Raw genomic sequence first — 21,374 nt, 5'->3', positions numbered from 1 at the left:
TCCCGTCAGGGCCGTCAGCCGGACCGTCCGGACCGTCAGCCGGTCCAGAAGTCCCACCAGCGGGTCAGGATCAGCATGCCGATGATGCCGATGTGCAGGACCGGCAGCACCCAGGTGAACTCGCCGAAGAAGCCCTTGAGCCAGCGCGGGGCCGGCAGGAAGTCGTTGCGGACGTTGAACGAGGTCACGTACCAGAACATGATGATCGTGGCGACCCAGGCCAGCGAGCACCACAGGCACAGCGCGTTGATCCGGTACAGGGACTGGAACTGCAGCCAGGTGACGAAGCCGACGCCGAAGAGCGTGCCGAAGTTGAAGGTCAGCCAGTACCAGCGCGGGAAGCGGGCCCGGGCCAGCAGGCTCATGCCGACGCAGATCACGATGCCGTAGGCCACCAGGCCGAGCATCGGGTTGGGGAAGCCGAAGGCGGAGGCCTGCTTGCTCTCCATGACGCTGCCGCAGGAGACGACCGGGTTGAGGCTGCACCCGGGGGTGAAGGTCTTGCCCGCGACCTTGGCCTCGAGGATCTTGAACTTGTCGATCGTGATGACCCAGGCGGCGAGCAGACCGGCGGCGCCGGTGATGATCAACAGCAGGGCGAAGGCGCGGCTGCCGCCTTCCGTGCGCGCGGTGGCGCGCTCGGGCGCGGGGTCCGTCGAGACGTCTTTGACTGTCGTCTTGCTCATCACGCCGATCCGTCTGCTTGAGAGTTGGACATTCTTTGGGCAGGGGCCATTGTGCCGCACGAGCACGTCTGTCCACCGTTCGGTGGACATAAGGAGGTACGCACGGTCGTCCCCGAACGTTCGGTTCCGGCCGAAGCTCGACGGCATGACAGCACACGCGAACGAACACGCGGTGCACGTACGAGGGCTGCGCAAGCAGTACGGGGACGTGACCGCGGTGGACGGAATCGATCTCGGCATCCGACGGGGCGAGGTGTTCGGCCTGCTGGGACCCAATGGCGCGGGCAAGAGCACCACGGTGGAGATCCTCCAGGGCAACCGCACGCGGGACGCGGGAGAGGTCTCGGTCCTGGGCGCGGACCCGGCGACGGGCACGCGCGCGTGGCGATCCCGTGTGGGAATCGTCTGGCAGGACGAATCGGCGCCCGCGGAGTTGACGGTCCGCGAGACCGTACGGCATTTCGCCCGCTACTACCCGAGGCCGCGCGATCCGCGGGAGGTCATCGGACTGGTCGGTCTGGAGGCGAAGGCGGACAGCCGGATCAAGGCCCTCTCGGGCGGGCAACGGCGCCGTCTGGACGTGGCGCTCGGCGTGATCGGCAACCCCGAACTGTTGCTCCTGGACGAGCCGACGACCGGCTTCGACCCGGCGGCCAGGCGGCAGTTCTGGGACCTGATCCGGCTGCTGGCCGACGAGGGCACCACGATCCTGCTGACCACGCACTATCTGGAGGAGGCCGAGGCGCTCGCGGACCGGCTGGCGATCGTCGCCCGGGGCCGGGTCGTCGCCGAGGGCGAACCCGTCGGGCTCCGCGAGCGGTACGGCACCGGCGCCACCGTCGCGTGGACGGACCCCGACGGCTCCACGCGCGCGGAGCACACGGACACCCCGACGAAGACCGTCGCCGGGCTCATGCACCGCTTCGACGGCGAGATACCGGGCCTCAGGGTGAGCCGCCCGACACTGGAGGACGTCTACCTGCGGCTGACCGGACAGGAGACAGCGCGATGACCACGACCGCCGTACCCACCCGGACGGAACCCGCCGCCGTGCGCCTGCCCGGAGCCTGGGCCCTCGGACTGCACCGGGGCGCGCTGGAGATCAAGCAGTTCTTCCGGCAGCGCGAGCAGGTGGTCTTCACCTTCTCCTTCCCGGTCGTCTTCCTGTTCCTCTTCGCCTCGATCTTCCACGACGACGTGCGCGGCAGCGGCGTCACCGCCTCCCAGCTGTACGTCCCGGCGATGATGGCCTCGGGGATCATGTCGACCAGCTTCCAGTCGCTGGGCATCTCGATCGCCATCGAGCGGGACGAGAAGGTGCTGCGCCGGCTGCGCGGCACTCCGATGCCGCCGGCGTCGTACTTCCTGGGGAAGATCTGGCTGGTTCTGTTCACCGGCGTGCTGGAGACCGCGATCCTCCTGCTCGTCGGCACCACGTTCTACGGCGTCGACCTGCCGTCGGACGCGGGCCGCTGGTTCGACTTCGCATGGATCTTCGTGCTCGGAATGACCGGCTGCGCGCTGCTCGGGATCGCCATCAGTTCGGTGCCCAAGTCGGGCAAGAGCGCGAGCTCCGTCGTCGTACTGCCCTTCCTCGTCCTCCAGTTCATCTCCGGCGTCTACATCTCCATCGGCACCATCCCCGGCTGGATGCTGGACATCGGCGCCCTGTTCCCGCTGAAGTGGCTGTGCCAGGGGCTGCGCGGGGTGTTCCTGCCCGACTCCGCGCGTGTCCTCGAACAGGCGGGGAGCTGGGAGTTCGGGCGCATCGCACTGGTGCTGGCCGCCTGGTGCGTCGGAGGATTGGCGCTGTGTCTGCTCACTTTCCGGTGGAAGAACCGGCGCGAGGGATGACCCGCTGGAGCGCGGCGCGCGGCGCGGACGTCTGGGACCGCGCGATCGGGCTCTGGGACGCGTACTTCGCGGTCGCCTGGGCGGCCACCCTGGCCTTCGTCCTCGCGGCGGCGCATCCGGGGTGGACCGTCCGGGCCGTCGCCGCCGCGCTGCTCGTACCGCTGGTGCCGTGGTACGCCGCGGTGGGCCGTCCCCTGCTCCTGGCGGAGGAGCCGGGCGAGCGGCGGATGCTGCGCTATCTCTCGGGGGCGATCGCGCTGTTCCTGCCGTCGGCGGTGCTGGTCGGCGAGACGCGGCTGATGGCGTTCGCCCTCGTCCCCCAGTGCTTCATGGCGCTGCGCATGCGCGCGGCCCTGGCCGCGGTGACCGTGATCAACCTGGTGCCGGTGGTGGGCTGGGCGCTGGTGTGGCGGCCCGAGGCCACCGATCTGTTCGCCAACGCGCTGTTCGCCGTGGTCACGCTCGTGTTCTCGGTGGCGGTCGGCAGCTGGATCATCCGGATCATCGAGCAGAGCGGGGAACGGGCCGAGCTGATCGCGGAACTGGACGCGAGCCGGCACGAGATCTCCCGGCTGTCGGCCGCGCACGGCGCACTCGCCGAGCGTGAGCGCATGGCCCGTGAGATACACGACACCCTCGCTCAGGGCTTCACCAGCCTGCTGATGCTGGTGCAGGCGGTCGAGGCCGAGTTGGAGGACGATCTCCCGCAGGCCCGCCGTCATCTGGCGCTGATGGACGAGACGGCCCGCCAGAACCTCGCCGAGGCCCGCGCCCTGGTGGCCGGCGGCGCACCCGCCGACCTCGACGGCGCCTCCCTCCCCGACGCGCTGGACAGACTGGCCGCGCGGCACGCGGCGACGCTGAAGGTGACCGGTCCGGTGCGGGCGCTGCCGGCCGCCCCGGAGGTGGTGGCGCTGCGCTCCTGCCAGGAGGCGCTGGCGAACGCCCGCAAGCACGCGGGGAGTTCGGCGGCGGTCGGCATCCGGCTGTCGTACGCCGACGAGACGGTGACCGTCTCCGTGCGCGACGACGGCTGCGGCTTCGACCCGGTCACGGTGTCCGGCGGCTACGGTCTGGCGGGGCTGCGCGCCCGGGTCGCCGAGGTGGGCGGGACGGCCTCGGTGTGCAGCACGCCCGGCGACGGCACGACCGTGACCGTACGACTGCCCGTCCCCGCCACCGTGAGGAGTGGGACCCCGTGATCCGGATCGTCCTGGCCGACGACCATCCCGTCGTCCGCGAGGGGCTGCGCGCCATGCTGAGCGCCGAGCCGGACCTGGAAGTGGTGGCCGACGCGACCAGCGGCCCGCAGGCCGAGGCGCTGGCGGCCGAACTCCGGCCCGACATCGTGCTGATGGACCTGCGCATGCCGGGCGGTGACGGCGTCGACTCCATCGTGCGGATGAGCGAGGCCGGGCTGCCGTGCCGGGTGATCGTGCTCACCACGTACGAGACCGACCGCGACATCCTGCGGGCCGTGGAGGCGGGGGCGGCGGGCTATCTGCTGAAGGACCTGCCCCGCGGCCAACTGGCCGACTCGGTACGGGCCGCGGCCCGGGGCGAGACCGTACTGGCACCGTCGGTCGCGGCCCGTCTGGTGGACCAGCTCCGCGCCAGGCCGGAACGGCCGCGGCTGTCGGAGCGGGAGAGGGCGGTGCTGCGGCTGGTCGCGGAAGGCTGCACGAACGCAGAGATCGGGAGACGTCTGTTCATCGGGGAGTCGACGGTGAAGACGCACCTGCTGCGCATCTTCGGAAAGCTGGGAGTCGACGACCGAACAGCCGCCGTGACGAACGCCATGCGCCATGGACTGCTGGACCACTGACACAGCACACCGAACACCGCGCGGACGCCGGGATCGGGCGGCGGCCCACGCGGCGGCAGCCGCACCTGGACACAGCATCGGTGAGTCGACGGTGAAGACCCATCTGCTGCGCGTCTTCGGCAAGTTGGGCGTGGACGACCGGACGGCGGCGGTCACCTGCGCGATGCGGCACGGGCTGCTCGACCAGTGAGCGAAGGGGCGCCGGATTCCCGGCGCCCCTTCGTGAACTGCTACTGGCCCAGCCGCTTGCTCTACTAGCCGAGCCTCGACTCCAGCTCGGCCACGATCTCGTTCACGCCGATCGCCGTCTGCTCGCCGGACTCCATGTCCTTGAGCTGGACGACGCCCTCGGCGAGGTCGCGTTCGCCGGCGATGAGCGCGTAGCGGGCCCCGCTGCGGTTGGCGCTCTTCATCGCGCTCTTGAGCCCCTTCACGCCGTAGGAGAAGTCGGCCGCGACACCGAGCCTGCGCAGCTCCGTGACCTTCGCGAAGAGCAGCCGACGGGCGTCCTCACTGAGCGGGACCGCGAAGACCGAGGTCGAGGACGGGAGGTCGAGCTCGACGCCCTCCGCCTCCAGGGCCAGGACCGTGCGGTCGACGCCCAGCGCCCAGCCCACGGACGGCAGCGCCGGGCCGCCGATCATCTCCGACAGGCCGTCGTAACGGCCGCCGCCGCCCACCGCGGACTGGGAGCCCAGACCGTCGTGGACGAACTCGAAGGTCGTACGGGTGTAGTAGTCCAGGCCGCGCACCAGCTTCGGGTCGTCCTCGAAGGCAACGCCCGCCGCCGTGATCAGGTCACGGACCTCCTCGTGGTACGCCTTGCAGGCGTCGCAGAGGTAGTCCCGCAGGAGGGGCGCGTCGCCCAGCTGCTTCTGGACCGACTCACGCTTGTCGTCGAGCACCCGGAGCGGGTTGATGTCGACGCGGCGGCGCGTGTCCTCGTCCAGGTCCAGACCCCGCAGGAAGTCCACCAGCGCGGCCCGGTACACCGGCCGGCACTCCTTGTCGCCCAGGCTGTTCAGCAGGATGCGGAAGTTCCGCAGGCCCAGCGAGCGGTACGCCTGGTCGGCCAGGATGATCAGCTCGGCGTCCAGCGCCGGGTCCTCCGCGCCGATCGCCTCGGCGCCGACCTGGGAGAAGTGCCTGTAGCGGCCCTTCTGGGGGCGCTCGTAGCGGTAGTACGAGCCCGAGTACCAGAGCTTGACCGGGAGGTTGCCCGCCTTGTGCAGGTTGGCCTCCAGCGCCGCGCGCAGGACGGAGGCCGTGCCCTCGGGGCGCAGGGCGAGCCGGTCGCCGCCCTTGGTCTCGAAGGCGTACATCTCCTTCGTCACGATGTCGGTCGACTCGCCGACACCGCGCGCGAAGAGCTCCACGCTCTCGAAGCCGGGCGTCTCGATGTAGCCGTAGCCGGAGTTGCGCAGGGGCGCGGCGATCGCCTCGCGCACAGCGAGGTACTTGGCGGAATCCGGCGGGATCAGGTCGTACGTGCCCTTGGGGGCCTTGAAGGTGCTCACGGAAAGTCTCGTCACATTCCTCGTCGGGGAGCGTCGACGTTCGCTCCCGGGCCGGCGGCCACCTGCCGCAGATACGGGTTGGTGGCGCGCTCCTGGCCGATGGTCGTCTGGGGGCCGTGGCCGGACAGCACCACGGTCGAGTCGTCGAGCGGCAGGCACACGCGGGCCAGCGAGTCGAGCATCTCGGCCATGTCACCGCCGGGCAGGTCGGTGCGTCCGATGGAGCCGGCGAAGAGCAGATCGCCCGAGAAGAAGACCGACGGGATGTCCGCGGTCTCGGGCATCTGGAAGGTCACCGACCCCTTGGTATGGCCGGGCGCGTGCGCGACGGAGAGTTCCAGACCCGCCAGTTCCAGCCGGGCGCCGTCGGTCAGCTCCTTGACGTCGTCGGGCTCCCCCACGGTCAGCTCGCCGATGAGCGGCATGCCGATGGAACGGCCGAGCGCCTTTGCGGGGTCGCTCATCATGTACCGGTCCTCGGGGTGGATCCACGCGGGTACGTCGTGCGCGCCGCACACCGGGACGACCGAGGCCACGTGGTCGATGTGGCCATGGGTGAGGACGACGGCGACGGGCTTGAGCCGATGCTTCCTGAGCGCTTCCTCGACTCCTTGGGCGGCCTGGTGGCCCGGGTCGATGATCACGCACTCCTCACCGGCGGCGGGGGCGACGAGATAACAGTTCGTCCCCCAGGCCCCGGCGGGGAACCCGGCAATGAGCACGATCGTCCTTCGTTGTGTCGATACGGGCAGGCTGATGCTGCTGCAGAGCCTACCGGCGCTGCCGATTCCTCAGCGAACCCATATACGGTACGGGGCTACACGCTGCGGTCGGCTCACAGGGCGCACGCGTACCGGTCGACACACGACACTCATGAGGAGAGAACCCGGTGGTCAGCCAGGAACAGCGGAAGCGTCAGCTCGCCCGGGAGAAGTTCTTGCGGCAGCAGCAGCGGCGCACGAGCGCGCGGCGCAAGGCACGCATGCGCAACTCCGTGATCGCGTCGGTGCTCGGCGTGGTCGTCATCGGCAGTGTCGCCCTGTACACGACCGGGGTACTCAAGAACGACGACGACAAGACCAACGCGAGCGCGGACGTCACGCCCAGCGCCTCGGCCCCCAGCAAGGCGCCGGACCCGTGCGAGAAGGCCGCCGCGGGCTCCGTGAAGAAGCTCAGCTGGAAGAAGGAGCCGGCGGTCACGATCGACAAGTCGGCCAAGTACACGATGAAGCTGGCGACGACGTGCGGTGACATCGACGTCGCGATGAAGGCGTCCGCGGCGCCGCACACCGTGAACTCGTTCAACTTCCTCGCCGGCCAGGGCTACTTCGACCACACCAAGTGCCACCGGCTCACCACCAACGGCATCTACGTGCTCCAGTGCGGCGACCCGACGGGAACCGGCAGCGGCGGTCCCGGCTACACGATCCCGGACGAGAACCTGAAGGACAGCAGCCTGAAGGGCAACGTCTACCCGGCGGGCACGGTCGCGATGGCGAACACCGGCCAGAAGCACACCGGCGGCAGCCAGTTCTTCCTGGTGTACGCGGACTCCCAGTTGCCGCCCAGCTACGCACCGTTCGGTACTGTCGACGCGGCGGGCCTGAAGGTGCTGAAGAAGATCGCCACTGCGGGCGAGAACACGGGCGCCGGTGACGGAGCCCCGAACGCGACGGTCGTCATCAACAAGGCGACGGTCACAAAATCCTGACGAGCATGACGGCCAGCTGCGGAATTTCGGTCGCGCGGGATGCGGACAGGCAACCCGCCGGTCGCCTATGTTGGCCGTGACGAAACTGTGGACGATGCCCGGGGGCGCGAAGGCTCCTCGCAGGCATCATGTGGAGGAGGCGCTGTGAGCAGCGACCCGTGGGGCCGCGTCGACGAGACGGGGACCGTGTACGTGCGTACGGCCGACGGCGAGCAGGTCGTCGGTTCCTGGCAGGCCGGCTCCCCCGAGGAGGCGCTGGCCTACTTCGAGCGCAAGTACGAGGGCCTGGTTGTCGAGATCGGCCTCCTCGAAAAGCGAGTGCAGACCACCGACCTGTCGGCGAAGGACGCCCAGACGGCCATCGACCACCTGCGGGAGCAGATCGAGGCGCACCACGCGGTGGGCGACCTGGACGCGCTGCGGGCGCGGCTGGACAAGCTGGTGGCGACCGTCGATGCGCGCCGCGAGGAGCGCAAGGCGCAGCGTGCGAAGCAGTCCGACGAGGCCCGCAAGGCCAAGGAGGACCTGGTCACCGAGGCGGAGCAGCTGGCCCAGTCCGACCAGTGGCGGGCGGCCGGCGAGCGGCTGCGCGCGCTGGTGGACACCTGGAAGGGGCTGCCGCGGCTGGACCGCAAGTCCGACGACGAGCTGTGGCACCGCTTCTCGCACGCCCGCTCGGCGTTCTCCAAGCGCCGCAAGGCCCACTTCGCGCAGCTCGACGCGCAGCGCGAGGACGCCCGCAAGGCCAAGGAGAGGCTGGTCGCCGAGGCCGAGGCGCTGTCCGACTCCACGGACTGGGGTCCGACGGCCGCCCGCTACCGCGAGCTGATGGCGGAGTGGAAGGCCGCGGGCCGCGCCCAGCGCGAGCACGAGGACGATCTGTGGAACCGCTTCCGCGGCGCCCAGGACGTCTTCTTCGCCGCCCGCAGCTCGGTCTTCGCCGAGCGGGACGCGGAGCAGTCGGAGAACCTGAAGCTGAAGGAGGAGCTGGCCGAGGAGGCCGAGAAGCTCCTTCCGATCACGGACCTGAAGGCCGCCCGGGCCGCCTTCCGCTCGATCAACGAGCGCTGGGAGGCCATCGGTCATGTGCCGCGTGACGCGCGTCCGAAGATCGAGGGCCGGATGCACACGGTCGACCGGGCCATCCAGGAGGCCGAGGAGGCCGAGTGGCGCCGGACGAACCCGGAGGCACGCGCGCGTGCCGAGGGTCTGACCGGTCAGCTGCAGGCGGCCGTGGACAAGCTGAGGGGCCAGATCGAGCAGGCGCGCGCCCAGGGCAACACGTCCAGGGCCGACAAGCTCGAAAAGGAGCTGGAGGGCCGCCAGGCGCTCCTGGACCAGGCGCTGAAGGGTCTGCAGGAGTTCGGCGGCTGACGGGCCGCTGACCACGCCTTACGCATGCGAGAGGGCCCCGTACACGCTGTACGGGGCCCTCTCGTCGTATGCGGCGGTGCGACGCGGTGTGCGCCTGTGCCACGCGCTAGCGCGGTGCGGTGGTCATGACCGGTTGCGCGCCGAGGTCACGCGGTAGACGTCGTACACGCCCTCCACGCCCCGCACGGCCTTCAGGACGTGTCCGAGGTGCTTCGGGTCGCCCATCTCGAAGGTGAAGCGGGAGGTGGCGACGCGGTCGCGGGAGGTCTGGACGGCCGCGGAGAGGATGTTGACGTGCTGGTCCGACAGGACGCGGGTGACGTCCGACAGGAGCCGGGAGCGGTCCAGCGCCTCGACCTGGATGGCGACCAGGAAGACCGAGGACTGGGTGGGCGCCCACTCGACGTCGAGGATGCGCTCGGGTTCGCGGGACAGTGACTCCACGTTGACGCAGTCGCTGCGGTGAACCGATACGCCGCTACCGCGTGTGACGAAGCCGATGATCGGGTCGCCGGGTACGGGCGTACAGCAGCGGGCCAGCTTGACCCACACGTCGTCGACGCCCTTGACCACGACGCCCGGGTCGGCGCTGGAGCGGCGCTTGCGGCCGCGGGTGCGCGTGGGCGGTACGGCCTCGTCGATCTCCTCGGTGGCGGCCTCCTCGCCGCCGAGGGCCTGGACGAGCTTCTGCACGATGTTCTGCGCGGAGACATGGCCCTCGCCGATCGCCGCATACAGCGCGGAGATGTCCGAGTAGCGCATCTCGTGGGCGAGCGTCACGAGCGAGTCGCCGGTGAGGATGCGCTGGATCGGCAGGTTCTGCTTGCGCATCGCGCGGACGATGGCGTCCTTGCCCTGCTCGATCGCCTCGTCGCGGCGTTCCTTGGAGAACCAGGCCCGGATCTTGTTGCGGGCGCGCGGCGACTTGACGAAGCCGAGCCAGTCGCGGGACGGGCCCGCACCGGGTGCCTTGGAGGTGAAGACCTCCACCAAGTCGCCGTTGTCCAGGGTGGATTCGAGCGGTACGAGCCGGCCGTTGACCCGTGCTCCTATGGTGCGGTGGCCGACCTCGGTGTGGACCGCGTAGGCGAAGTCGACCGGGGTGGCCCCGGCCGGCAACGCTATGACATCGCCCTTGGGGGTGAAGACGAAGACCTCGTTGCGGGACAGGTCGAAGCGCAGCGACTCCAGGAACTCGCTGGGGTCCTCCGTCTCCTTCTGCCAGTCCAGCAACTGCCGCAGCCACGCCATGTCGTTGATGGCGTCCTTGTCCTTGCCGGACGTCCTGGGCGCGTCCGTACGGACCTTGGAGGCGCCGGCGACGGCCTCCTGCTTGTACTTCCAGTGCGCGGCGATGCCGTACTCGGCGCGGCGGTGCATGTCGAACGTGCGGATCTGGAGCTCGACGGGCTTGCCGTTGGGGCCGATCACCGTCGTGTGCAGCGACTGGTACATGTTGAACTTGGGCATCGCGATGTAGTCCTTGAACCGGCCGGGGACCGGGTTCCATCGCGCGTGCACGGTGCCGAGGGCCGCGTAGCAGTCGCGGACGGTGTCGACAAGTACACGAATCCCCACCAGGTCGTAGATCTCCGCGAAGTCCCGGCCGCGGACGATCATCTTCTGGTAGACGCTGTAGTAGTGCTTCGGGCGGCCGGTGACCGTCGCCTTGATGCGGGCGGCGCGCAGGTCGGACTGGACCTCGTCGGTCACTATGGCCAGATACTCGTCACGCTTCGGTGCCCGCTCGGCCACCAGCCGTACGATCTCGTCGTACATCTTGGGGTAGAGGATCGCGAACGCGAGGTCCTCCAGTTCCCACTTGATGGTGTTCATGCCGAGGCGATGGGCGAGCGGCGCGTAGATCTCAAGGGTCTCGCGCGCCTTCTTCTCCTGCTTCTCGCGCTTGAGGTAACGCATGGTGCGCATGTTGTGCAGGCGGTCGGCGAGCTTGATGACCAGGACACGCGGGTCCTTGGCCATGGCGACGACCATCTTGCGTACGGTCTCGGCCTGCGCGGCCTCGCCGAACTTGACCTTGTCCAGCTTGGTGACGCCGTCGACGAGGAGGGCGACGGTGTCGCCGAAGTCACGGCGGAGCTGGTCGAGGCCGTACTCGGTGTCCTCGACGGTGTCGTGCAGCAGGCCCGCCATGAGGGTGGCCGGGTCCATGCCCAGCTCGGCGAGGATCGTGGTCACCGCGAGCGGGTGGGTGATGTACGGGTCGCCGCTCTTGCGCTTCTGGCCGCGGTGCCAGCGTTCGGCGACCTGGTAGGCGCTTTCGATCTGGCGGAGCGTGGCGTTCTCGATCTTGGGGTCGTTGCTGCGCACTATCCGCAGCAGCGGTTCGAGAACCGGGTTGTACGGGTTCGCGCGCTGGACGCCGAGGCGGGCGAGGCGGGCGCGGACGCGGTTGGAGGAGCCGGAGCGGGCGGGCTGGCCCGCGGAGGGACGGACCACGGGGGGCTGCGCGGAGCGCTCGGGCGGGGCCGGCTTGGGGCGCGAGGTCGCGGCAGGCTTCTCGACGGGCGCGGACTGGGCGTGCTCGACCGTCCCGCGGGTGTCGTCCTTCGCGTGCGGCGCGGGCTTGGCCGCCGGCGCCGAGGCGGACTCGGCCTTGGCGGCGGTCAGGTGCTGGGCCTCGTCTGGCAAGAGGACTCCTCGTGCGCGATCCGGGTCCCCCGGTCAGGCTCCGGAGACCCCATGGTAGCGATCCTGAGCCCAAGCATCGCCTTCAGGCCGATGTGAGGACCGACTACCAGAGAAACACGAGAGGCTGCCGCCGGATTCCACAGGGGCGGAGCGCGGGTGGTCGGCGGGTGTCCCGGGGGTTGCGAGAGCCTTGCGGCAGCCGCCGTGAGCGAAGCCGATTTCCGCGGGCACAGGCTTGCGGCAGCCCGCCGCGGCAATGTCGCCGGCTCCACGGACACTCGCACGAAAGGCTGCCACCGGACCCACACGGACCGCCTTCGGGCGGTCGGCCGGCCCGCGGGTTGCGAGCGCCTTGCGGCAGCCGCCCGGGACCGAAGCCGACCTCCGCGGACGCAGACTCGCGGCAGCCGCCCCGGGAACGACGCAGACCCCGCAGAACGTACGGACGACAGGCTGCCACCCGACCCGCACGGGCCGCCCGCGAACGGTCCCGGGAGGCCTGGGGTTGCGGAAGCCGTGCGATAACCCCTCCGAAGGCGAAGCCCACTCCGCCGACGCGCCAACGACAGGCTGCCACCGAACCCACACGGACCGCCTTCGGGCGGTCGGCGGGTGGCCTGGGGGTTGCTGAAGGTTTGCGGGGGCTGCCCGTGGGAGCGCTCACGGTGCTGCCGAGGGACAACGTGGCCGAACGCCGAACGGCCGCCCCGGGGTCCGGGGTGGCCGTTCGGTCGGGGCTGTGGTGCTCAGAGCTGGAGGAGGGCCTCCAGCGGCGCTCCGTTCAGGGGCGCTTCCAGGCGGGCGCGGCCGTCGAGGAAGCCGAGTTCCATCAGGACCGCGACGCCCGCCACCTCGGCGCCCGCCCGGTGGATGAGCTGGATCGCGGCCTCGGCCGTGCCGCCGGTGGCCAGCACGTCGTCGACGATCAGGACACGGTCGCCGGACGTGAGGTCCTCCGCGTGCACCTCGATCTCCGCCGAGCCGTACTCCAGGTCGTATGCCTGGCGCAGCGTGGCACCGGGAAGCTTGCCCGCCTTGCGCACGGGGATGAACCCGAGGCCCGCGCGGACGGCGACCGGAGCGCCGAGGATGAAGCCACGGGCCTCCAGGCCGACGATCTTGGTGGCACCGCTGTTCCCGGCGATCTCCGCCAGCGCGTCGGTGAGCACGGTGAACGCCGCCGGGTCCGCCAGGAGCGGGGTGATGTCCTTGAACATCACCCCCGGCTCCGGGTAGTCGGCCACATCGCGGATGCGGCTGAGCAGCAGTTCCTCGATACCCGTCATCGGCGCTTGCCCGAGGCTCGCCCACGGCCCCGGCTGCGGGACGCGGACTGGCCGCGGGGGCCGACCACGGCGGCCGCGGCGTCCTCCGGCTCATCCGCGGCCACGGACCGGTTCTCCGCGAGCTCTTCCTCCGCGGCGGCCTGGGCCCGCTTGGCCAGGACGCGCTTGCGGAGGGCCTTCATCTGCGGCTCGCGCTCCTTGAGGTCGGCGACGAGCGGCGTGGCAATGAAGATCGAGGAGTACGCACCTGCCGCGAGGCCGACGAACAGCGACAGCGAGATGTCGTTGAGCGTGCCGGCACCGAGGAAACCGCCACCGATGAACAGCAGGCCCGCCACCGGCAGCAGCGCGACCACCGTGGTGTTGATCGAACGGACCAGGGTGCCGTTGATCGACTGATTGGCGATGTCGCTGTAGGTGAAGCGGGTCTGCTTGGTGATGTCCTTCGTCTGCTCCTTGAGGCTGTCGAAGACGACGACCGTGTCGTAGAGCGAGTAACCGAGGATCGTCAGCAGACCGATGACCGTACCCGGGGTGACCTCGAAGCCGACCAGGGCGTAGATACCGGTCGTGATCGTGATGTCGTGGATCAGCGCGACGAGTGCCGCGACGGCCATGCGCCACTCGAAGGCGATCGCCAGATAGATCACGACGAGGACCATGAAGATCGCCAGGCCCTGCCAGGCCTTGGAGGCGATCTGCTCGCCCCAGCTGGGGCCGACCAGGTCGGCCGCGAGCTTCTCCGGGTCGATGCTCAGGTCCTTGGCCAGCGTCTGCTTGACCTGGTCGGACTGGTTGGTCTCGATGCCGGCGATCTGGATGCGCATGCTGCCGTCGCCGAGCTTCTGCACGATCGCCGCATGGCCGGAGGCGTCCTTCGCGTACTCCTCCGCCTGGGTCACCGAGACGTTCATGCCCTTGGGCGTCGTGAAGACCGCTCCGCCCTGGAACTCGATGCCCATGTTCAGTCCGCGCACCGCCAGGCCGAGGATGGCCGTGATGGTGATCAGGATGGAGATGCCGTACCAGAGCTTGCGGTGGCCGATGAAGTCGTAGCTGACCTCACCACGGTGCAGTCGGGCGCCGAGGTTGCCGAGTTTCGACATCTCACGCTTCCTTCGGGTCGACAGGGCCGGCGGCAGGACCGGCGGGACGGCGGGTGCGGCGCAGCGGGGCCTTGGCACCCAGGCTCTTCGGGTCGAGGCCGGACCACTTGTGGCCGCTCGCGAAGAACTTGCGGCGGGCGAGGATCGTCATCAGCGGCTTGGTGAAGAGGAAGACGACGACCACGTCGAGCACGGTGGTCAGACCCAGTGTGAACGCGAAGCCCTGGACCTTGCCGACGGTGACGATGAACAGCACCGCAGCGGCGAGGAACGACACGAAGTCGGAGACCAGGATGGTGCGCCGGGCACGCGGCCAGGCCCGCTCGACGGCGGGTCGCAGCGAGCGGCCCTCGCGGATCTCGTCCCGGATGCGTTCGAAGTACACGATGAACGAGTCCGCGGTGATACCGATGGCCACGATGGCACCACAGACCGCGGGCAGGTTCAGCGCGAAGCCGATGGCCGGGCCGAGCAGCGCCATGAGCACGTAGGTGAGGACGGCGGAGACCAGCAGCGAGGCCATCGCGACGAGCGACAGACCGCGGTAGTAGACCACCAGGTAGATCACGACCAGCGCGAGGCCGATCGCGCCGGCGAGCAGACCGGCGTGCAGCTGGTCGCCACCGAGCGCGGCGGTCACGGTGGTGACGCTCTGCTCCTGGAAGGACAGCGGGAGCGCGCCGTACGACAGCATGTTGGCGAGGCTCTGGGCCTCCTGCTGCGTGAAGCTGCCGGAGATCTCCGCCTGGCCGCCGGTGATGGACTGCTGGACGTACGGGCTGGAGACGACCTCGCCGTCGAGGACGATGCCGAACTCGTTCTGCGGCTGCTGCTTCTTGGACAGCTCGTCGGTGATGTCCGCGAACTTCTTGGCACCGCTGCCGTTGAAGTTCATCTGGACCTGCCAGCCGGAGGCGCCCTGCGTGTCGTACACGGCCTGGGCCTTCTTGACCTCGGTGCCGTCCACGGCGGCCGGGCCGAGCAGGTACTTGTACCAGACCTTGTTGTTCTCGCCGCAGGCCACCGTGGGCTCACCGGGCTGGGCCTTCTTGCCGGCGGTGGCACGGACGGTGGGCTTGGAGCAGTCCAGGGCGGCGTACTCGGCCTGGAGCTTCGCGGCCGCCGCGGCGTCGGCGCCGCCGCTGGCGGAGGCGGACGGGCTCGCGGAGGACGTGGCGCTCCCGGACGCGGAGGAGGACGGTGTGGCGTCGTCCTTGAGGGCGTCGGTGACCGCGCGGCCCTGCGAGGTGGCGGTGGCCGTCGGGGACGCGGAGGAGGACGAGGACGCCTTCTCGTTCGAGGACGCGCTGCTCGACGGGCTCGGCGAGGAGCTGCCGCTGGAGGAGGCGCTCGGCGAGGGGCTCGCCGACGCCGGAACGCTGGCCTCGCTGGCCAGGACGGGCCGGAAGTACAGCTTCGCGGTGGTGCCGACCTGCTCCTGGGCCTCCTTGGAGTTGGTGCCCCTGGGGATGTTGACGATGATGTTGTCGGTTCCCTGGGTCTGCACCTCCGCCTCGGAGACGCCCAGGCCGTTGACACGGCGGTTCATGATGTCGACCGCGGTGTCCATGTTGGCCTTGTTGATCGCGGACCCCTGGTCGGCCTTCGCCTTGAGCGTGATGCTCGTGCCGCCGGCAAGGTCGATGCCGAGACGCGGGGTGGTGTGCCCGGTGGCGAACATGCCGCCGGTCAGCGCCGCGATGGCGATCAGGATGAGGGCCAGCGAGCGCCCCGGCTTGCTCTGGGCGCTCGCGCTCCGGCCCCTCTTAGGTGCTGCCACCTTCTCGTACTCCCTCTCGGGCCGTTTCGCGCCGGTCGGCGCGGTCGGCCATGACATGGTGTCGGGATCCCGTCCGGGAAACAGGCGCGCCCGGGGCGCGCTGGGCGCGAACGGATCGCGCCGCGCTCCCCGGGACGTGGCTACTTCGCGTCGGAGTCGCCGTCGGTCTTCTTCGGCTCGTCGTCGGCCTTCGCCTCGACGGACTCGGCCTGGTCGGCCTGCTCGTCGGCCTCGTCCTTCTTACCGAGGTCGACGGCCTTGTCGTCGGAGGCGGCGGCAGCGTCGGCGGCGGACGCGTCGGTCTCGGTGAGGGAGGAGGCGTCGTCCGGGACGACGTCGGACTTCAGGTCGTGCTCGATGCCGTGGACGATGCGGTTGTACTCGTCGTCGGTGAGGACGGCGCCGATCGCGTTCTTCGCGAAGAGGAGCTCGACACCCGGGCCGGCGTCAAGGAGGACCGTGTCCTCGTTGACCTCCTTGACCGTCGCGTACATGCCCCCGATCGTGCGGACGCCGGAACCGGGCTGCATCTCGTTCCGCATGTTGGCGGCCTGCTGCTGCTTCTTCTTGGCCGAGCGCGTCATCAGGAACATGGCCGCGATGAGCACGATGAACGGGAGAAGGGTCAAGGTATTCACGGGACGGGATTTCCTTCGCACGACCGCGGCGGGGAGCGGCCTGGTGGATGGGGGTGTGGTCGGCGCCGCCGGTAAGAGCGGCATCGGCGGAGTCTAAGCGAGTCCGCGTGCATGGAACAACGCTCAGCATGGCACCTGGGTTCCTGCCCCGGCCAATGCGCTCGCCGTCACGCCCCGAACAGGTCCTGTTGTCCGGTTCCCGAGGCCGTCGAGCGGGGCGGGGTGAGGCCGAGATGCGCCCATGCCGCGGGCGTGGCGACGCGTCCGCGGGGGGTCCGGGCGAGCAGTCCCTCCCGGACGAGGAAGGGCTCGGCGACCTCCTCGACGGTCTCGCGCTCCTCGCCCACCGCGACGGCGAGCGTCGACAGGCCGACCGGGCCGCCGCCGAACAGCTTGAGCAGGGCCTGCAGGACGGCGCGGTCCAGGCGGTCGAGGCCGCGGGCGTCGACCTCGTAGACCTGCAGGGCGGCCGCGGCGATCTCCTTCGTGATGATCCCGTCCGCCTTGACCTGCGCATAGTCGCGGACCCGGCGCAGCAGGCGGTTGGCGATACGGGGCGTGCCGCGGGAGCGGCCGGCGATCTCGGCGGCGCCGTCGGACCCGATCTCGACGTCGAGCAGGCCCGCCGAGCGGTGGACGACGCGCTCCAGTTCGTGCGCCTCGTAGAACTCCATGTGCGCGGTGAAGCCGAAGCGGTCGCGCAGCGGGGGCGGCAGCAGGCCCGCACGGGTGGTGGCGCCGACCAGGGTGAACGGGGGCAGTTCGAGGGGGATGGCGGTGGCGCCGGGGCCCTTGCCGACGATGACGTCGACGCGGAAGTCCTCCATCGCCATGTAGAGCATCTCCTCGGCGGGCCGGGACATGCGATGGATCTCGTCGAGGAAGAGGACCTCGCCCTCCTGGAGGGAGGAGAGGATCGCCGCGAGGTCGCCGGCGTGCTGGATGGCGGGGCCGCTGGTGATGCGGATGGGGGCGCCCATCTCCGCCGCGATGATCATCGAGAGGGTGGTCTTGCCGAGCCCGGGGGCGCCGGAGAGCAGCACATGGTCGGCGGTGGCGCCACGCGCGCGTGCGGCGCGCAGGACCAGGTCGAGCTGCTCGCGGACCTTCTCCTGGCCGATGAACTCGCCCAGGTCCTTGGGGCGCAGCGCGGCCTCGACGGCCTGGTCCTCACGGTCGGCGACAGGGCCCACCAGCCGCTCGGCGGCGGAGGTGTCGGTCGTGTCGTCCCAGTTCACTGAGGTCTCCTAGCTGAGGGTGGCGCAGTCGGGTCAGCGGGCGCGGTTCAGGGTCTGCAGGGCGGCCCTCAGCAGCTGGCCCACCTGGGGCGTGCCGCCGGCGGCCTCGGCCTGCGGTGCCACGGCGGACACGGCCTCGTCGGCCTCGCGGGTCGCGTAGCCGAGGCCGATGAGGGCCGCGTGCAGCTGGTCGCGCCAGCCGCTGGTGACCGGTGCGCCGATCGCGGGGGCGCCGACGGGCTCGCCCAGGCGGTCCTTCAGTTCCAGCAGCAGCTTCTGGGCGCCCTTCTTGCCGATGCCCGGGACGGCGACGAGGGCCTTCTCGTCCCCTGTGGAGACCGCCCTGCGCAGCGCGTCCGGCGTGTGCACGGCGAGCATCGCCTGGGCCAGGCGCGGGCCGACTCCGCTGGCGGTCTGGAGCAGCTCGAAGACCTGGCGCTCGTCGTCGTCCACGAAGCCGTACAGGGTCAGCGAGTCCTCGCGGACGACCAGGGAGGTGGCGAGCTTGGCCGACTGGCCCATGCGGAGCGTGGAGAGCGTGTTCGGCGTGCACTGGACGGCCATGCCGACTCCGCCCACCTCGATCACCGCTGCGTCGGGAGCGAGTGCGGCGACCGTGCCGCTGACGAAGGCGATCATGCCGTACGGCCTTTCGTTGCTCGGGCTGTGTGCAGGGCGACGGCCTGCTGGAGTCGGTTCTGGGCGGGGGCGCGCCAGATGTGGCAGATGGCGAGGGCGAGGGCGTCGGCCGCGTCGGCGGGCTTGGGCGGCGCGCTGAGTCGCAGCAGGCGGGTGACCATGGCGCCGACCTGTGCCTTGTCGGCACGGCCGCTGCCGGTGACGGCGGCCTTGACCTCGCTGGGGGTGTGCAGGGCGACGGGGATGCCGCGGCGGGAGGCGCAGAGCAGGGCGACGGCGCTGGCCTGGGCGGTGCCCATGACCGTACGGACGTTGTGCTGGCTGAAGACGCGCTCGACGGCGACGCACTCGGGCCGGTGTTCGTCCAGCCACTGCTCGATGCCCTGCTCGACGGCGACCAGCCGGTGTCCCAGGTCGGCGTCCGCCGGTGTGCGGACGACGCCCACGCCGAGCATGGTGAGCGGGCGTCCCGCCACGCCTTCGACCACCCCGACACCGCATCGGGTCAGTCCCGGGTCCACCCCCAGAACGCGCACCGGCCCCTCCCTCTCGCTCGCCTGTTTGTGCAGGCTATCGGGTGCCACTGACAACGGCCGACACGACGACGGGCCGACGGGGTGTGTCCCGTCGGCCCGTCGAGCCCGTGGAGGTGGCGAAGGCGTTACGCGTCGACCTTCTCCATGATCTCGTCGCTGACGTCGAAGTTGGCGAAGACGTTCTGCACGTCGTCGCTGTCCTCGAGGGCGTCGATCAGCTTGAAGATCTTCTTGGCGCCCTCCTCGTCCAGCTCGACCTGGACGGACGGCACGAAGCTGGACTCGGCGGAGTCGTAGTCGATGTCGGCCTCCTGGAGGGCGGTGCGGACCGCGACCAGGTCGGTGGCCTCGCTGATGACCTCGAAGGACTCACCGAGGTCGTTGACCTCCTCGGCACCCGCGTCCAGGACGGCACCGAGGACGTCGTCCTCGGTCAGCGCGCCCTTGGGGACGATGACGACGCCCTTGCGGCTGAACATGTACGACACCGAGCCCGGGTCGGCCATGTTGCCGCCGTTGCGGGTCATGGCGACGCGCACGTCGGAGGCGGCGCGGTTGCGGTTGTCGGTGAGGCACTCGATGAGCACCGCGACACCGTTGGGGCCGTAGCCCTCGTACATGATCGTCTCGTAGTCGGCGCCACCGGCTTCGAGACCGCCACCGCGCTTGATGGCGGAGTCGATGTTCTTGTTCGGGACCGACTGCTTCTTGGCCTTCTGGACGGCGTCGTACAGGGTCGGGTTCCCCTCGAGGTCGACGCCACCCATACGCGCCGCGACCTCGATGTTCTTGATCAGCTTCGCGAAGAGCTTGCCGCGCTTGGCGTCGATCACGGCCTTCTTGTGCTTCGTCGTGGCCCATTTAGAGTGGCCGGACATCTGCCTGTCTCCTTCGCGTAACCCATCTCTGCAACGAACTCCAGCGATCCTACAAGGACTCCGGCGTCCGGTTGGCGCGCACCATGTCGACGAACAGGGCGTGCACGCGGTGGTCGCCGGTCAGTTCCGGATGGAACGACGTGGCGAGCGCGTTGCCCTGGCGGACCGCGACGATGTGGCCGCCGTGCTCGGCGAGCACCTCGGCCTCGGCACCCACGGACTCGACCCAGGGGGCGCGGATGAAGACGCCCTCTACAGGATCGCCCTCGACGCCGCGGACGTCGACCGCCGCCTCGAAGGACTCGTTCTGCCGTCCGAAGGCGTTGCGGCGCACGATCATGTCGATGCCACCGACGGTCTCCTGGCCCGAGCGCGGGTCGAGGATCTTGTCGGCGAGCATGATCATGCCCGCGCAGGTGCCGTAGACCGGCATGCCGTCCCGCACGCGCGCGCGGAGGGGCTCCATCACTCCGAAGAGGATGGCCAGCTTGGAGATGGTCGTGGACTCGCCGCCGGGGATGACGAGCCCGTCGACCTCGGCGAGTTCTTCGGGGCGCCGCACCTGCCTGGCCACGGCGTCCGCCGCGGCCAGGGCGATGAGGTGCTCCCGTACGTCGCCCTGGAGTGCCAGGACACCTATGACAGGAGTGCTCATGGGGTCTCTACCAGGGCCTCTTACCAGCCGCGGTTGGCGTAGCGCTCGGCCTCGGGCAGGGTGTCGCAGTTGATGCCGACCATGGCCTCGCCGAGGTTGCGGGACGCGTCCGCGATGATCTTCGGGTCGTCGTAGAACGTGGTGGCCTTCACGATGGCGGCGGCGCGCTTGGCCGGGTCGCCGGACTTGAAGATGCCGGAGCCGACGAAGACGCCCTCGGCGCCGAGCTGGCGCATCAGCGCGGCGTCGGCCGGGGTGGCCACGCCACCGGCGGAGAACAGCACGACCGGGAGCTTGCCGAGCTCGGCGACCTCCTTGACCAGCTCGAACGGGGCACGCAGCTCCTTGGCGGCGGCGTAGATCTCGTTGTTGTCGCAGCCGCGCAGCTTGGCGATCTCACCCTTGATCTGGCGCAGGTGGCGGACCGCCTCGACGACGTTGCCGGTGCCGGCCTCGCCCTTGGAGCGGATCATCGCGGCGCCCTCGGCGATGCGGCGCAGGGCCTCGCCCAGGTTGGTGGCACCGCAGACGAACGGGGTCGTGAACGCCCACTTGTCGGAGTGGTTGACCTCGTCGGCCGGAGTGAGGACCTCGGACTCGTCGATGTAGTCGACGCCGAGGGACTGCAGGACCTGGGCCTCGACGAAGTGGCCGATACGGGACTTGGCCATGACCGGGATGGAGACGGCGCTGATGATGCCCTCGATCATGTCCGGGTCGGACATACGGGCCACGCCGCCGTCCTTGCGGATGTCGGCCGGGACCCGCTCCAGGGCCATGACGGCGACGGCGCCCGCGTCCTCGGCGATCTTCGCCTGCTCCGGCGTGACGACGTCCATGATCACGCCGCCCTTGAGCTGCTCGGCCATGCCGCGCTTCACGCGGGCGGTGCCGGTCTCGGGAGCCTGGTTCTCGGTGGTGGACACGGGTGACCTCACTGAAGTGAAAGACAGTTTCTGCTGCAGAGCAGGAAACGTGAGTGGACCAGGCCACAGCAAG

General features: G+C 70.0%; 20 protein-coding genes and 1 pseudogene. 7 read left to right on the top strand and 14 right to left on the bottom strand.

Annotation, left to right across the window (positions count from 1 at the left end):
• Positions 1–35 precede the first annotated feature (35 nt).
• The gene (locus ACFY1J_RS19505; RefSeq protein WP_390710849.1) at positions 36–686 is read right to left on the bottom strand and encodes a vitamin K epoxide reductase family protein; all 651 of its coding nucleotides are present in this window, start codon (positions 684–686) and stop codon (positions 36–38) included.
• A gap of 145 nt (positions 687–831) precedes the next feature.
• Between ACFY1J_RS19505 and ACFY1J_RS19500 the strand changes: the two genes are divergently transcribed.
• From ACFY1J_RS19500 to ACFY1J_RS19480, 5 genes and pseudogenes are all read left to right on the top strand, one after another.
• A complete protein-coding gene (locus ACFY1J_RS19500) occupies positions 832–1,698 on the top strand; it encodes an ABC transporter ATP-binding protein (RefSeq protein ID WP_390731569.1) in 867 nt (288 codons plus the stop codon).
• Positions 1,695–2,540, top strand: a complete 846-nt coding sequence (locus tag ACFY1J_RS19495) for an ABC transporter permease (protein ID WP_390710851.1) — start codon at positions 1,695–1,697, stop codon at positions 2,538–2,540. The genes ACFY1J_RS19500 and ACFY1J_RS19495 overlap by 4 nt, the downstream gene beginning before the upstream one ends.
• Positions 2,537–3,742: a sensor histidine kinase gene (locus ACFY1J_RS19490; protein WP_390731568.1), complete on the top strand. Its 1,206-nt coding sequence runs from the start codon at positions 2,537–2,539 to the stop codon at positions 3,740–3,742. Before ACFY1J_RS19495 ends, ACFY1J_RS19490 begins: the two co-directional genes overlap by 4 nt.
• Entirely contained in the window at positions 3,739–4,365 is a 627-nt protein-coding gene (locus ACFY1J_RS19485; protein ID WP_390710853.1) for a response regulator, read from the top strand. Before ACFY1J_RS19490 ends, ACFY1J_RS19485 begins: the two co-directional genes overlap by 4 nt.
• A gap of 76 nt (positions 4,366–4,441) precedes the next feature.
• A pseudogene (locus ACFY1J_RS19480) lies at positions 4,442–4,555 on the top strand (LuxR C-terminal-related transcriptional regulator); the annotation flags it as partial.
• Between the two features lie 64 nt (positions 4,556–4,619).
• Here ACFY1J_RS19480 and hisS read toward each other — a convergent pair.
• Complete coding sequence (hisS, locus tag ACFY1J_RS19475; protein ID WP_390731567.1) at positions 4,620–5,882, bottom strand: histidine--tRNA ligase; 1,263 nt, start codon at positions 5,880–5,882, stop codon at positions 4,620–4,622.
• An 11-nt stretch (positions 5,883–5,893) separates the two neighbouring features.
• The gene (locus ACFY1J_RS19470; protein WP_390710855.1) at positions 5,894–6,604 is read right to left on the bottom strand and encodes an MBL fold metallo-hydrolase; all 711 of its coding nucleotides are present in this window, start codon (positions 6,602–6,604) and stop codon (positions 5,894–5,896) included.
• A 167-nt stretch (positions 6,605–6,771) separates the two neighbouring features.
• Between ACFY1J_RS19470 and ACFY1J_RS19465 the strand changes: the two genes are divergently transcribed.
• Positions 6,772–7,593 carry a peptidylprolyl isomerase gene (locus ACFY1J_RS19465; protein WP_390710856.1) on the top strand — a complete coding sequence of 274 codons (822 nt, stop codon included), beginning with the start codon at positions 6,772–6,774 and terminating at the stop codon, positions 7,591–7,593.
• Between the two features lie 144 nt (positions 7,594–7,737).
• Positions 7,738–8,967, top strand: coding sequence for a DUF349 domain-containing protein (locus ACFY1J_RS19460; protein ID WP_390710857.1), 1,230 nt, complete (start codon positions 7,738–7,740; stop codon positions 8,965–8,967).
• Between the two features lie 123 nt (positions 8,968–9,090).
• Here ACFY1J_RS19460 and ACFY1J_RS19455 read toward each other — a convergent pair whose 3' ends face one another.
• From ACFY1J_RS19455 to pdxS, 11 genes are all read right to left on the bottom strand, one after another.
• Entirely contained in the window at positions 9,091–11,619 is a 2,529-nt protein-coding gene (locus tag ACFY1J_RS19455) for a RelA/SpoT family protein (RefSeq protein WP_390731566.1), read from the bottom strand.
• Between the two features lie 746 nt (positions 11,620–12,365).
• Entirely contained in the window at positions 12,366–12,905 is a 540-nt protein-coding gene (locus ACFY1J_RS19450) for an adenine phosphoribosyltransferase (protein ID WP_390710859.1), read from the bottom strand.
• On the bottom strand, positions 12,902–14,011 hold the full coding sequence (gene secF / locus ACFY1J_RS19445; protein ID WP_390710860.1) for a protein translocase subunit SecF: 1,110 nt from the start codon (positions 14,009–14,011) through the stop codon (positions 12,902–12,904). Before secF ends, ACFY1J_RS19450 begins: the two co-directional genes overlap by 4 nt.
• A gap of 1 nt (position 14,012) precedes the next feature.
• Complete coding sequence (gene secD, locus ACFY1J_RS19440; protein WP_390731565.1) at positions 14,013–15,791, bottom strand: protein translocase subunit SecD; 1,779 nt, start codon at positions 15,789–15,791, stop codon at positions 14,013–14,015.
• A gap of 140 nt (positions 15,792–15,931) precedes the next feature.
• Positions 15,932–16,429, bottom strand: coding sequence for a preprotein translocase subunit YajC (yajC, locus tag ACFY1J_RS19435; protein ID WP_390710862.1), 498 nt, complete (start codon positions 16,427–16,429; stop codon positions 15,932–15,934).
• A 167-nt stretch (positions 16,430–16,596) separates the two neighbouring features.
• Positions 16,597–17,667 (bottom strand): Holliday junction branch migration DNA helicase RuvB, encoded by a 1,071-nt coding sequence (ruvB, locus tag ACFY1J_RS19430; protein ID WP_390731564.1) that lies wholly within the window; start codon positions 17,665–17,667, stop codon positions 16,597–16,599.
• A gap of 33 nt (positions 17,668–17,700) precedes the next feature.
• Entirely contained in the window at positions 17,701–18,306 is a 606-nt protein-coding gene (ruvA, locus tag ACFY1J_RS19425; protein WP_263206653.1) for a Holliday junction branch migration protein RuvA, read from the bottom strand.
• A complete protein-coding gene (gene ruvC, locus ACFY1J_RS19420; protein ID WP_390710863.1) occupies positions 18,303–18,842 on the bottom strand; it encodes a crossover junction endodeoxyribonuclease RuvC in 540 nt (179 codons plus the stop codon). The genes ruvA and ruvC overlap by 4 nt, the downstream gene beginning before the upstream one ends.
• Positions 18,843–18,967: 125 nt before the next feature.
• Positions 18,968–19,720 carry a YebC/PmpR family DNA-binding transcriptional regulator gene (locus ACFY1J_RS19415; RefSeq protein ID WP_390710864.1) on the bottom strand — a complete coding sequence of 251 codons (753 nt, stop codon included), beginning with the start codon at positions 19,718–19,720 and terminating at the stop codon, positions 18,968–18,970.
• Between the two features lie 49 nt (positions 19,721–19,769).
• Positions 19,770–20,375 carry a pyridoxal 5'-phosphate synthase glutaminase subunit PdxT gene (pdxT, locus tag ACFY1J_RS19410; RefSeq protein ID WP_390710865.1) on the bottom strand — a complete coding sequence of 202 codons (606 nt, stop codon included), beginning with the start codon at positions 20,373–20,375 and terminating at the stop codon, positions 19,770–19,772.
• A gap of 20 nt (positions 20,376–20,395) precedes the next feature.
• The gene (pdxS, locus tag ACFY1J_RS19405; RefSeq protein WP_390710866.1) at positions 20,396–21,301 is read right to left on the bottom strand and encodes a pyridoxal 5'-phosphate synthase lyase subunit PdxS; all 906 of its coding nucleotides are present in this window, start codon (positions 21,299–21,301) and stop codon (positions 20,396–20,398) included.
• Positions 21,302–21,374: the final 73 nt, after the last annotated feature.

Origin of the sequence: Streptomyces sp. NPDC001406 (assembly GCF_042895285.1) — a bacterium.
Taxonomy (GTDB): Bacteria; Actinomycetota; Actinomycetes; order Streptomycetales; family Streptomycetaceae; genus Streptomyces.
The sequence above is the reverse complement of the archived record's forward strand: the minus strand, read 5'-3'. Positions and strand labels throughout refer to the sequence as shown.